Origin of the sequence: Achromobacter animicus (assembly GCF_902859585.1) — a bacterium.
Lineage (GTDB): Bacteria > Pseudomonadota > Gammaproteobacteria > Burkholderiales > Burkholderiaceae_B > Achromobacter > Achromobacter animicus.
The window spans coordinates 724,733-737,447 of sequence record NZ_CADIJM010000002.1 but is presented as its reverse complement, the minus strand read 5'-3'; the positions used below and the strand labels follow the sequence as shown (position 1 = coordinate 737,447).

Annotated in this window: 11 protein-coding genes and 1 pseudogene; 10 read left to right on the top strand and 2 right to left on the bottom strand. The window is 63.8% G+C overall.

The genetic code is table 11. The annotated features are described in order from the left end of the window. Positions 1-17: 17 nt before the first annotated feature. A complete protein-coding gene (locus HV681_RS08195; protein ID WP_175122592.1) occupies positions 18-599 on the bottom strand; it encodes a hypothetical protein in 582 nt (193 codons plus the stop codon). 444 nt (positions 600-1,043) lie between these two features. Between HV681_RS08195 and groES the strand changes: the two genes are divergently transcribed. From groES to HV681_RS08180, 3 genes and pseudogenes are all read left to right on the top strand, one after another. Then, on the top strand, positions 1,044-1,331 hold the full coding sequence (gene groES, locus HV681_RS08190) for a co-chaperone GroES (protein WP_006221616.1): 288 nt from the start codon (positions 1,044-1,046) through the stop codon (positions 1,329-1,331). Positions 1,332-1,370: 39 nt separating this feature from the next. After that, positions 1,371-3,011, top strand: coding sequence for a chaperonin GroEL (gene groL, locus HV681_RS08185; protein WP_175122591.1), 1,641 nt, complete (start codon positions 1,371-1,373; stop codon positions 3,009-3,011). A 242-nt stretch (positions 3,012-3,253) separates the two neighbouring features. After that, positions 3,254-4,147 (top strand): annotated as a pseudogene (locus HV681_RS08180) (YihY/virulence factor BrkB family protein); the annotation flags it as partial. Between the two features lie 219 nt (positions 4,148-4,366). Here HV681_RS08180 and HV681_RS08175 read toward each other — a convergent pair. Then, on the bottom strand, positions 4,367-4,852 hold the full coding sequence (locus HV681_RS08175; RefSeq protein ID WP_175122589.1) for a MarR family winged helix-turn-helix transcriptional regulator: 486 nt from the start codon (positions 4,850-4,852) through the stop codon (positions 4,367-4,369). Positions 4,853-5,004: 152 nt separating this feature from the next. Here HV681_RS08175 and HV681_RS08170 point away from each other — a divergent pair, with 152 nt between their 5' ends. The 7 genes from HV681_RS08170 (at position 5,005) to HV681_RS08140 (ending at position 12,715) form a co-directional block, all read left to right on the top strand. Further along, complete coding sequence (locus HV681_RS08170) at positions 5,005-6,462, top strand: 2-hydroxymuconic semialdehyde dehydrogenase (RefSeq protein ID WP_175122588.1); 1,458 nt, start codon at positions 5,005-5,007, stop codon at positions 6,460-6,462. A gap of 106 nt (positions 6,463-6,568) precedes the next feature. Continuing rightward, positions 6,569-7,000 (top strand): RidA family protein, encoded by a 432-nt coding sequence (locus tag HV681_RS08165; RefSeq protein ID WP_175122587.1) that lies wholly within the window; start codon positions 6,569-6,571, stop codon positions 6,998-7,000. 29 nt (positions 7,001-7,029) lie between these two features. After that, positions 7,030-8,091, top strand: a complete 1,062-nt coding sequence (locus HV681_RS08160; RefSeq protein WP_175122586.1) for a LysR substrate-binding domain-containing protein — start codon at positions 7,030-7,032, stop codon at positions 8,089-8,091. An 800-nt stretch (positions 8,092-8,891) separates the two neighbouring features. Continuing rightward, positions 8,892-9,455: a 3-hydroxyanthranilate 3,4-dioxygenase gene (locus tag HV681_RS08155; RefSeq protein WP_175122585.1), complete on the top strand. Its 564-nt coding sequence runs from the start codon at positions 8,892-8,894 to the stop codon at positions 9,453-9,455. A 1-nt stretch (position 9,456) separates the two neighbouring features. Beyond that, positions 9,457-10,464 (top strand): amidohydrolase family protein, encoded by a 1,008-nt coding sequence (locus HV681_RS08150; protein ID WP_175122584.1) that lies wholly within the window; start codon positions 9,457-9,459, stop codon positions 10,462-10,464. A gap of 114 nt (positions 10,465-10,578) precedes the next feature. Further along, positions 10,579-11,754: an ABC transporter substrate-binding protein gene (locus HV681_RS08145; RefSeq protein ID WP_175122583.1), complete on the top strand. Its 1,176-nt coding sequence runs from the start codon at positions 10,579-10,581 to the stop codon at positions 11,752-11,754. A gap of 40 nt (positions 11,755-11,794) precedes the next feature. Then, the gene (locus tag HV681_RS08140; RefSeq protein WP_175122582.1) at positions 11,795-12,715 is read left to right on the top strand and encodes a branched-chain amino acid ABC transporter permease; all 921 of its coding nucleotides are present in this window, start codon (positions 11,795-11,797) and stop codon (positions 12,713-12,715) included.

Sequence of the window (12,715 nt, the reverse complement as noted above, 5' to 3'; positions counted from 1 at the left end):
GTGGCCGCGTCACAGCACTACCTACCTTTCTCCTCGACGATGGAACATCCCTTGAGATTGAGACTTGCAGGGTCTTCAGGCAAGTTGAAATAGGGGCTCAGAGGATTGTCGGGAAAAGCTCGCGCATACGTAACCGATATGGGCCCCCAATAGACCTCCCTGCGGGCCTCGCATCTGAAATCTTGAATCGAGATATCACCAGCGTCATCAGCCACCGCGGCAGTCACTTTCTTGTACGTGAATCTCTGGCCGGAAAACGTACTACTTCCGGGCGTCAGTCCCTCGTCTTGAGTGACTCGCCATCTCCAGTTGCGAAAAGGCTCGTAGCTGATGCGATAAGGTGGCCCGTATACGGATTCATTGCTCGCATCGAATAGGTAAATGTGCATTCGCGAGGGCCAAAATACATTTAGCAGTACGACAGAGAGCACCACCGCGCCCCAACCGAGCCACCTTTTGCCACCAAGCAACATGATGAGCCAGCCTCCGAATGCCAGCTGGATTCCAAACCAGTTCAGCCATGGCGGAATCTCGTTATCGCTCCAAGGCCGGTATGTGACGTTATAAAATCCCGCCAGGTTGGCGACGACGGTCAGCATAGCTCCGGCGACAGCAACGCGACTCGTCAACCTCACGGTTTTAATACTGGGTGCAAACAACACGATAGATTAGCCTCCGGGTTTGAGCGTCAGTTGCAGTATTCGCCTTGGCAAATATCGGAGACCGCCAACTCACCCGAGAAAGCCCACTCGCCTGCCACATCCGCGATGCGGCGATACGATATAGAGATCGATTGCGCATTCGAATCAGACAGGTTCGAAACTTGTCATCAGGCGGGAGGCAGGTGGCAGAGAAGAACAACTGACCTCGAGTCCGTTGATCAAGACACCGTGATCCCTGCCCGGGCCTCCAAATATGTAACAGCGCCCCGCCCCCCCTTGAACCTCAGAACATCATCCCTATAATTAGCACTCGACTCCGGTGAGTGCTAACGCCTCCCGGGCAACCGACCACCTCTTTCATTTAGTTAACAGGAGTTCCTCATGGCCTTGCGTCCCCTGGGCGATCGCGTGATCGTCAAACGCCTCGAAAACGAGCGCAAGACTGCCTCGGGCATCGTCATCCCCGACAGCGCCGCTGAAAAGCCCGACCAGGGTGAAGTCGTGGCCGTCGGCCCCGGCAAGAAGACCGAAGACGGCAAGATCCTGCCGGTCGACCTGAAGGCTGGTGACAAGGTTCTGTTCGGCAAGTACGCCGGCCAGTCCGTGAAGGTTGATGGCGAAGAACTGCTCGTCATCCGCGAGGACGAAATCCTCGCCGTGGTTCAGTAAATCTCCCGCCTCAAACGAATTTTCGAAGGAAGCTAAGAAATGGCTGCCAAGCAAGTATTGTTCGGTGATGACGCTCGCGTGCGCATCGTCCGTGGCGTGAACGTTCTCGCCAACGCTGTCAAGACCACCCTGGGCCCCAAGGGTCGCAACGTCGTGCTGGAGCGCTCGTTCGGCGCCCCGACCGTGACCAAGGACGGCGTGTCCGTCGCCAAGGAAATCGAACTGAAGGACAAGTTCGAAAACATCGGCGCCCAACTCGTTAAGGACGTCGCGTCCAAGACCTCCGACAACGCCGGTGACGGCACCACGACCGCCACCGTGCTGGCCCAGGCCATCGTTCAGGAAGGCCTGAAGTACGTTGCCGCCGGTTTCAACCCCATCGACCTGAAGCGCGGCATCGACAAGGCTGTCGCCGCCGCCGTCGCCGAACTGCAAAAGCAATCCAAGCCGGTCACGACCAGCAAGGAAATCGCCCAAGTCGGTTCCATCTCGGCCAACAGCGACACCTCCATCGGCCAGATCATCGCTGACGCGATGGACAAGGTCGGCAAGGAAGGCGTCATCACCGTCGAAGACGGCAAGTCGCTGGAAAACGAGCTGGACGTCGTCGAAGGCATGCAATTCGACCGCGGCTACCTGTCGCCCTACTTCATCAACAACCCGGACAAGCAAGTTGCCGTCCTGGACGACCCGTTCGTCCTGATCTTCGACAAGAAGATCAGCAACATCCGCGACCTGCTGCCCGTGCTGGAACAAGTTGCCAAGTCGAGCCGTCCCCTGCTGATCATCGCGGAAGACGTCGAAGGCGAAGCGCTGGCCACCCTGGTTGTGAACAACATCCGTGGCATCCTGAAGACCACCGCCGTCAAGGCCCCGGGCTTCGGCGACCGCCGCAAGGCCATGCTGGAAGACATCGCCATCCTGACGGGCGGCACGGTGATCTCCGAAGAAACCGGCATGTCGCTGGAAAAGGCCGGTCTGGCTGAACTGGGCCAAGCCAAGCGCATCGAAGTGGGCAAGGAAAACACCACGATCATCGACGGCGCTGGCGACAGCAAGTCCATCGAAGCCCGCGTCAAGCAAGTGCGCGTGCAGATCGAAGAAGCCACGTCCGACTACGACCGTGAAAAGCTGCAAGAACGCGTGGCCAAGCTGGCCGGCGGCGTTGCCGTGATTCGCGTTGGCGCTGCCACCGAAGTCGAAATGAAGGAAAAGAAGGCTCGCGTCGAAGACGCCCTGCACGCCACCCGCGCTGCAGTGGAAGAAGGCGTTGTGGCTGGTGGCGGCGTTGCGCTGCTGCGCGCCAAGCAAGCCATCGCTGACCTGAAGGGCGACACGCCTGACCAGAACGCCGGCATCAAGCTGATCCTGCGCGCTGTGGAAGAGCCCCTGCGCACCATCGTCACGAACGCCGGCGAAGAAGCCAGCGTCGTGGTCAGCAACGTGCTGGGTGGCAAGGGCAACTACGGCTACAACGCCGCGACCGGCGAGTACACCGACCTGGTCGAGCAAGGCGTGCTGGATCCCACCAAGGTGACCCGCACCGCCCTGCAAAACGCTGCCTCCGTCGCCAGCCTGCTGCTGACGGCCGAAGCCGCCGTTGTTGAACTGGCTGAAGACAAGCCCGCTGCTCCGGCCATGCCCGGTGGCATGGGCGGCATGGGCGGCATGGACTTCTAAGTCCCGCTGTTCTTGCAAGGCCTCCCCGGCTTCGGCCGGGGAATGCAGTATCCGAAAAACCCCCGGTCCTTCGCCCCGGGGGTTTTTCTTTTTTGCGCACCGAAATGGCGCCCGATACTTTGCGTGTTGTTTCAGTAGCGGCAAATATCCCGGCGTTTGAAAACGTTTGCCAACAATCTGACCGTATCTGGGGCTTGTACGCGTCCCTACAATGAAGGCTCGCCCTACCGAGACATTGCGCCATGCGACTGCCCAGAACCGTTCTGCAAGTACTGCGACCCTCACAGATCGGCGGTTTGCTGATGGACTCAGCCAGGCAATGGTCCAGCCATCGCGCGTCCAGCAAGGGCGCCGCGCTGGCGCTGTACATGGTGTTTTCGCTGGCCCCGATGCTGCTGCTGGTGATTGCGGTGGCGGGCGCTTTCTTTGGCGAAGAAGCCGTGCGTTCCGAACTGTTTGCGCAGTTGCGCGACCTCATCGGCGAGCGCGGCGCCGAGGTGATCCAGACGGTACTTGCCAGTGCGCACGAATCCGGCAGCGGCTGGATTGCGGCCATGGTGTCGATCGGCGTGCTGATCTTCAGCGCCACCACCGCCTTTGCGGAATTGCAGGCCAGCCTGGATGAGTTGTGGGAAGTGCAGGCCAACCAGAAGAGCGGCATTAAAGGGCTGGTGCGAAGCCGCCTGCTGTCGTTCGGTCTGGTGCTGGTGCTGGCGCTGTTCTTGCTGGTGTCGTTGACCGTGAACGCCGCGCTTGCTGCTGCGCGCGGCATCTATGGCTCGCTCTGGGCCAATTCGACCTTCTCGATCGTGGCGGAGTGGGCGTCAAACCTGTTTTCGTTTTCGGTCGTGGCGGCGCTGTTTGCCGTGATCTTCAAGCTGCTGCCCAGCGCCAGGATTTCGTGGCCGGACGTCATCCCGGGCGCCGTCGTGACGGCCGCCCTGTTCCTGCTGGGCAAGTGGGGTATCGGGCTGTACTTGAGCCGCGGCGCCGCCGTTTCCGCGTACGGCGCGGCGGGTTCGCTGATCGCGCTGCTGCTGTGGATCTGGTATTCCGCGCAAATCTTCTTCTTTGGCGCCGTGTTCACGCGCCAGTTTGCGTTGCGGTTTGGGAAAGTGGAACGGCCGCGGCAGGCGGCCGCGCAGATGCCGCCGCGCACGTCGTCGCCGACGCCTGCACCGGCAAGCGCACACCCGGTCCCTCCAGCGTCTTCGCACATGACTCCGCAGGCGCATCCTCAAGCGCCTGCGCCGACCTATCCACAAGCGCCCTCGCAAGCGTCTTCTCAAACGCCCCCGCCTGCGCCAGTTCCCAAAAGCGAGAGCTGACTCGCCGCGATACCTGCGGCGTCCGCATCAAGGCGCGGGCGCGGTTTCCAAACCTGCCATCAGACGCAAACACTGCAGGAACACCGGCCGCAATTCCTCTGGGATTGGCGCCAGCACCTGCGCCTCCACCTCCGCGTCTCGGGGCAGGACGCGCGCGAGCAGCGCCGCCCCTTCCGGCGTAATCTCCAGCGCATAAGCGCGTCCGTCTTCCGCCGACCGCGTCCGGCGCACGTACCCCTTCTTCGTCATCCGCGCGATCATTTCCGCAAAGGAATTCCGATCCAGCGCGATCAGCTCGGCGATGCGATTCTGCGTCGCGCCGGGATTTTGATAGACCGTGACCAGCAACGCCTTCTGGCGCGGGGTCAGGTCCTCGTCCGGAAACGCCTGCGTGAAAAGCGCCTCGGCCCGGAAATGCGCACGGCGCAGCAAGTGCGACGCCACATGCGTCAGGTCGAATTCCTTCAGGGTCCGGGCGGAAGCCGGTCGGGCGGATCGGGAAGCGGCGGTCATCTGGCATCCATGGAATGTGCCTGGCGATTGTAGGCGCAGCCGTCCTCGCAAATGCGCATTGACTTGGATTCGACCACTGCCTAATATCCGCCAATATAGTACGTATACGTATTTATCTGAAACGCCCTATCTGACTTCTTGGGAACACGCCGATGCCGACTCGCCAACTGCGCAACTACCTGGACGGCCGCTTCGAAAACGGCGCGTCCACCTTCGACAAACACAGTCCGGTAGACGGGCAACTGCTCGCGCAGGTGCATGAAGCCAGCCGCGACCAGGTCGACCGCGCCGTCATCGCGGCGCGGCGCGCCTTGCCCGCCTGGGCGGCGCTCCCCGTGGCGGCGCGCACCGACTACCTGCTGGCGCTGGCAGACGGCATAGAGCGCCGGTTCGACGACTTCCTGCAAGCCGAGATCGGCGACACCGGCAAGCCCATCGGCTGGGCCGGCAAGATCGACATCCCGCGCGGCGCGGCCAATTTCCGCACCTTTGCGGAACTGGCCCGCACGCTGGACATGGAAAGCTACATGACCGACACGCCCGACCGCCGCCAGGCGTTGAACTACGCCTACCGCAAGCCGCTCGGCGTGGTCGGCGTGATTTCGCCCTGGAACCTGCCCCTCTTATTGCTGACCTGGAAAGTCGCGCCAGCGCTGGCGTTCGGCAACACCGTCATCATGAAGCCGTCCGAAGTCACGCCGTCCACCGCCACCCTGCTCGCCGAAGTCGCGCACGACGCCGGCCTGCCGCCCGGCGTCCTGAACCTGACGCATGGCTTTGGCCCGAACTCGGCCGGCGAGTTCATGACCACGCATCCCGACATCGACGGCATCACCTTCACCGGCGAATCCTCCACCGGCGCCGCCATCATGCGCGCCGTGGCGCCCGGCGTGAAACCCGTATCGTTCGAGCTCGGCGGCAAGAACGCCGCATTGGTCTTCGCCGACGCCGACTTCGACGCGGCCGTCGACGGCGTCACGCGCTCGGTCTTTGCCAACTGCGGCCAGGTCTGCCTGTGCACCGAGCGTGTCTACGTCGAGCGCCCCATCTACGACCGCTTCGTCGCCGCGCTGGCGGACCGCGCGCGCGCCATGCGCATAGGCTGGCCGCTGGACCCAGACACCGAAATGGGACCGCTCGTCTCGCGCGAGCATCGCGAAAAAGTGCTGTCCTACTTCGCCCTCGCCCGTGAAGAAGGCGCAACTGTCGTCACCGGCGGCGGCGTGCCCGCCTTCGGCGACGCCCGCGATGAAGGCGCCTACGTACAACCCACCATCTGGACCGGCCTGTCCGAAGACGCCCGCTGCATCAAGGAAGAAGTCTTCGGCCCCGTCTGCCACATCGCCCCCTTCGACACCGAGGACGAAGCCATCCGCCTGGCCAACGACACCCGCTACGGCTTGGCCGCCGCCGTCTGGACCCAGAACCTCACGCGCGGCCACCGTGTCGCCCAGGCCATGCGGGTCGGCCTTGCGTGGGTCAATTGCTGGTTCCTCCGCGACTTGCGTACGCCATTCGGCGGCAGCGGCCTTTCCGGCATCGGCCGCGAGGGCGGACGCCACTCGCTGCACTTCTACACCGAACCGACCAACGTCTGCATCAAGCTCTGATAACGCGAGAACGCCCCTCAAACCTCTGCATCAAGCTCCGACAGCACTACCCCGCACCGGCAACGTCAGCATCAAACGCTGCCACCTCGACACAAAGGACCGCAAGATGAACCAGCCTACCCCCACCGCCACCGTCGTCCCCGGCAAGGCCACGCCCCGCGGCAAGTATCCCCACATCAAACGCGCCGGCGACTTCCTGTACGTCTCCGGCACCAGCTCGCGCCTGCCCGACAACCGCATCGCCGGCGCCGAGGTCGACGCCATGGGCACCACCACGCTAGACATCCGCGAACAGACCCGCGCCGTTATCGAGAACATCCGCGACATCCTCGCCACCGCCGGCGCCACGCTTGCCGACGTCGTCGAGATCAGCACTTTCCTCGTCAACATGAACGACTTCGGTGGATACAATCAGACCTACGGCGAGTTCTTCGACGCCGACGGTCCGGCGCGCACCACGGTTGCGGTGCACCAGTTGCCGCACCCGCATTTGCTGATCGAAATAAAGGCCGTCGCCTACAAGCCCGCCGCCCGCTAGCCGATCCCCGGCGATCCGGACAACGCACCATGGGCGGCGGCATGTCGGACTCACCCAGGGAACAGGACCATCGTCCGCGGCCACGCGCCGGGGCGGCCGCACGGATGTCGAACTTCCGCATAACGCCCAACGCGCTGAGCCACAAGCTCAAGCTGCACCAGCTTCAGATCTTCGAACGCGTCCTGGCGCGCCGCTCCCTATCGCGCGCCGCCAGCGAACTGCACCTGACGCAACCCACCGTCACCAAGGCCATCCACGACCTCGAAGCGTTCTTCGGCTCGACCTTGTTCGAACGCTCCAACCGCGGCGTCACCCCCACCGAACTCGCCCTCGTGCTGGGCCGCCGCGTGCACGCCATGATGGCCGAAGTGCGCTACATGGCCGACGACATCGACGCTGTTCTTGGCGGCGCCAGCGGCCACGTCGTCGTCGGCACTTTGATTGCCGCCTCCGCCAAGCTCCTACCCGAAGCCATCGCCCGCCTCATGACCGACCACCCCGGCATCCAGGTCACTGTCCGCGAAGGCCCCTCAGCGCAATTGCTGCCTGCGCTTGCAACCGGCGACGTAGATATCGTCGTCGGCCGCCTGCCCGGCGCGGATATGGCTTCGATCTCCGGGGTTGCTGTCGATCATCACAAGCTCTACCACGAAGACCTGTGCCTGGTCGTCGGTGCGCGTCATCCGATGGCTGGCGCCACGGATGTGGCCTTGGCGGATTTGATGGATCACATCTGGATCCTGCCCGCACCGACGTCGCCGCTGCGCGCGTCGATAGAGCGCACGTTCTTTGATGCGGGATTGCGTTTGCCGGCCCGGCATGTTGAATCGCTGTCTCTCTTGACCAATATCGGCGTGCTGATGCATAGCGATGCGCTGGCGCTTATTCCTCATGACGCTGCGGCGCAGTTTCTTTCGATGGGCATCCTGGCCCGGCTGCCTACCAACGTGTTTGGCGCGTTTGGCGACGTCGGGTATTCGATCAGAGCCGATCGGCCGTTGACGCCGGCTTGTCAGCGGTTGGTGGATTATTTGAAGCAGATTACGGCCCAGCGGCTGACGACGACGGACGCACCCTTGGCGGGTGCTTGAAAACGACGCGGCATCATGCCTTGTGACGCCGGCGCTTCGTAGGCCGGTGTCAGACACCTGGGAAGCATCGGCTCTGTGCGGCAGGTCAATGCTGGGGTGTCAGACACCTACGTCGGCAGACGCCTACGAAAGCAGCCACCTAGATGAGCAGACACCTGAGTAATCGCAGCCACACGCGAAGCGTCATCACGACGACGCAAGACGCCGCGTAAGCCCCACCAGGCCGCCCGCGCGGCCGCTGTGGGGCGGGCACCGCAAGCCGCTTCAAACCCGCGCCGACGCGGACAAAAACCTCAAGAACCCAACCCGCCCCACGGACCGCCAAGCTGATTTCATCGCAGCCGGGTGCGGCGTCGGCCTGGAGCGCGCGGGGCGTGTAGATGCGCCCGAGGGAATCGGAAGGCAGTCGCCGAAGGCGACAACGACGATGACGACGGGGCAGTCCGGAGCGAAGGCTCCGGACCGCAATCGTAGCCCCGCGCGCCCCAGGCCGACGACGCGCCCGGCGCCTTAAGAACCATCCGTTGGCACCAAGATCGATCCACTCCTCTCAAGATCGAACAAGTCCTCTCAATACTCAATCCGCTCGCCTTGAATGTGCCCCAACACCTGCACACCCCGTTGCGCCCGCCATTGAACCGCCTCGCGCTTCGAAAGCTAAGTCCCTGCGTTAAACGACTGAGACCCCAGGGAAACCCCGCGATAGATAACCCGCATATCCACCCCCACAATTTCTATTGTGCAGCCCCCCGCTCCCCCGCCTAGACTCTCCCTCATCAAGCGACACCACGGAGTTCCTCATGCCTGCCTACGGCCCGCCGTTGAATTTCCAGCGCTGGATCCAAGACCACGCGCATCTGCTCAAGCCCCCCGTCGGCAACCAGCAGATCTGGCAAGACAGCGACTTCATCGTCACCGTAGTCGGCGGACCCAACCATCGAACCGACTACCACGACGACCCGCTGGAAGAATTCTTCTACCAGATACGCGGCAACGCCTGGCTATCCCTGTGGATCGACGGCAAGCCCGAACGCGTCGACTTGAAGGAAGGCGACATCTTCCTCTTGCCCCCGCACGTCCGCCACTCCCCCCAACGCCCCGAAACCGACAGCGCCTGTCTCGTCATCGAACGCCAGCGCCCAGAAGGCCTGCTCGACGGATTCGAGTGGTACTGCCCGCATTGCCGCCACCTCGTGCATCGCGTCGAAGTCCAGCTCAAGAGCATCGTCACCGACCTGCCCCCGCTCTTCCAGGCCTTCTACCAAAGCCAGGAAAAACGCACCTGCCCCGGCTGCGGCGAAATCCATCCCGGCAAAGGCCAAGCCCCGTCCGCGCAGCCCACCCCCGCCCAGGCATCCACCTAAGATGATCCAGAAAATCGACATGCACGCGCACTTCTTCCCGCCGATCACCCGGCAGGAAGCCGCTGCGCTTGACCCCGTCAACGCGCCCTGGCTGCGTCCGGACGGCAACGGCACGACCGGCCAGATCATGGCTGGCGACCGCCCATTCCGCCCCGTCGACGCCACCCTCTGGGATCCCGCGCTGCGCATTGAGCAGATGGACCGTCACGGCGTCGATGTCCAGATCCTGTGCGCCACGCCCATCATGTTCGGCTACACCTACCCCGCGCAGGCTGCCGCCGATTGGGCCGCACGCATGAACGACCTGGCGCTCGAACACTGCGCCCACGCCCCCGCGCGCCTCAAATCCCTGGCCCAGGTTCCCCTGCAAGACCTCGACCTCGCCTGCCGCGAAGCGACTCGGTCACGCGCCGCCGGCCATCTAGGCGTCCAGATCGGCAACCACGTCGGCCCGCGCGACCTCGACGACGACACGCTTGTCCAGTTCCTCGTCCACTGCGCCAACGACGACATCCCCGTCCTCGTGCATCCGTGGGACATGATGACCGACGGCCGCATGAAGAAATGGATGCTGCCGTGGCTTGTCGCCATGCCCGCCGAAACCCAGCTCGGCATCCTGTCCCTGATCTTGTCCGGCGCTTTCGAACGCATTCCCCGCAGCCTCAAGCTGTGCTTCGCCCACGGCGGCGGCAGCTTTGCGTACCTGCTCGGAAGGGTCGACAACGCCTGGCGCCATCGCGACATCGTCCGCGAAGACTGCCCGCGTCCGCCATCGTCGTACACCGACCGCTTCTACACCGACAGCGCCGTCTTCGACCCGCGATCGCTACGCCTGCTCATCGACGTCATGGGCGAAGACCGCGTCCTGCTCGGCTCCGACTACCCCTATCCGCTGGGCGAACAGGAAGTCGGCAAGCTCGTCACCCACGCAGACCTGGTGCCCGGCGTGCAGCAGAAGATTCTGTTCCGCAACACGATGACCTTCTTTGGCTTGCAGGCGCAGCAATGAAATAGGGCTGCAATGATGCAGTAGCGCAGCAGTGAAACCACGCGCCAGCGAATCCACGCACCCGCGCGCCATCACATCCACGACCGTGACACACGGCATAGCAAGGGGAATCACATGAAACGCATCCATACGCTGGCCGCCGCCGCGGTGCTCGGGCTGTCGCTACACGCGGCCGCGCAGGCCGACGTCAAGATCGGCCTGCTGACCACGCTGACCGGTCCCGGCTCCGTGCTCGGCCAAGACCAGCTCGACGGCTTCATGCTCGCCGTCGACCAAGGCGGCGGCAAGCTCGGCGGCGTGGCCGTGCAGGTCATCAAGGAAGACGATCAGTTCAAGCCCGAGGTCGGCGTCCAGGCCGCCCGCAAGCTTGTGCAAAGCGACAAGGTGCCCATCATCACCGGCGTCGTCTACTCCAACGTCATGCTCGCCGTCGTGCGGCCTGTGACCAGCGCCGGCGTCTTCCTCGTCGGCTCCAACGCCGGCCCCACCAATCTTGCCGGCAAGGACTGTTCGCCGTTCTTCTTCTCCACGTCCTGGAACAACACCCAGCGCCACGAAGGCAGCGGCGAAATGGCCAACCAGATGGGGTTCAAGAAGGTCTATCTGCTGGCCCCCAACTACCAGGCCGGCAAGGACGCCATGGCCGGCTTCAAGCGCTTCTACAAAGGCGACGTCGTCAACGAAGTGTTCACGCAGGTCAACCAGCCCGACTACTCCGTCGAACTGGCCGCGCTGGCCGACGCCAAGCCCGACGCCGCATACGTCTTCTTTCCTGGCGGCATGGGCGTGAACTTCATCAAGCAGTATCGCCAGGCCGGCCTCTTCGGCAAGATCCCGCTGTTGTCGGTCGACACCATCGACGGCGCCACGTTGCCCGCGCTGCAGAAGGACGCGCTGGGCGCCGTCACCAACGTGCCGTACTCCCCCGACCTGGACAACGCCGCCAACAAGGCCTTTGCCGCAGCCTTCCGTCAGAAATATGGACGCGAGCCGTCCAGCTACGCCGCGCAATCCTATGACGCCGCCCAGTTGATCGGCTCGGCGCTCAAGAAGACCGGCGGCAAGACCGACGACAAGGACGCGTTGCGCAAGGCGCTGGAAGCCGCCGACTTCCAATCCGTGCGCGGCGAATTCCGCTATCAGCCCAACCACTTCCCCGTGGCCGGGTTCTTCCGTGCTGACGTGGCCGAGAACGCCGACGGCAAGGTCGCGTTCGTCAACAAGGGCCCCATCTTCCCCGACCTGTCCAAGGTCTCTGATCAGTACGCCGCCCAGTGCGTCATGAAGTGAAGCGGGCGGCCCCGAGGGCCGTCAGCAAGGGGGTGTAGCCATGTCCACGACGCTGCTGCTGGTGCAGGCCTTGAACGGCCTGCAACTCGGCATCCTGCTGTTCCTGCTGGCCGCCGGCTTGACGCTGGTGTTCGGCATCATGAATTTCATTAACCTGGCGCACGGGTCGCTGTACATGATGGGCGCGTTCATCGCGGCCACCGTGTTCCGGCATACCGGCTCGTTCCTGCTGGCCGCCGCCGCGGTCGTCGCGGGCATGGCGCTGCTTGGGCTGCTGCTGGACCGGATCGCGCTGGCGCGGCTGTATCCGCGCGATCACCTGGACCAGGTGCTGGCCACGTTCGGCTTCATCCTGTTCTTCAATGAACTGACCCGCATCCTGTGGGGACCCGCGCCGATCAGCATGGGGCTGCCGTCCTGGCTGTCCGGCACCATCGACATCCTGGGCGTCACGTATCCCCTGTACCGGTTTCTCATCATCGTGGTCGGACTGCTGGTTGCAGCGGGGTGCTACCTGCTGATCCATCGCACGCGGCTCGGCATGCTGATCCGCGCCGGGTCCACCGACCGCATGATGGTCGGCGCGCTAGGGGTGAACATTGCGCGCCTGAACACGCTGCTGTTTGTGCTGGGCGCGGTGCTGGCGGGCCTGGCCGGGCTGATGGCCGGTCCCATTCTGTCGGCGCAGACGGGCATGGGCGAACCCATTCTGATCCTGACGCTGGTCGTCATCGTGATCGGCGGCATCGGCTCCGTGCGCGGCGCGTTCCTGGCCGCGCTGATGGTCGGGCTGATCGACACGCTGGGCCGCGCGCTGCTGCCGACCCTGCTGCGCGCCGCCCTGCCCCCCGCTGCAGCAAATGCCGCAGGCCCGGCCATCGCGTCGATGCTGATCTACATCGTCATGGCGCTGGTGCTGGCGATGCGGCCGCAAGGCCTGTTTCCCGTCAGGCACGGATAA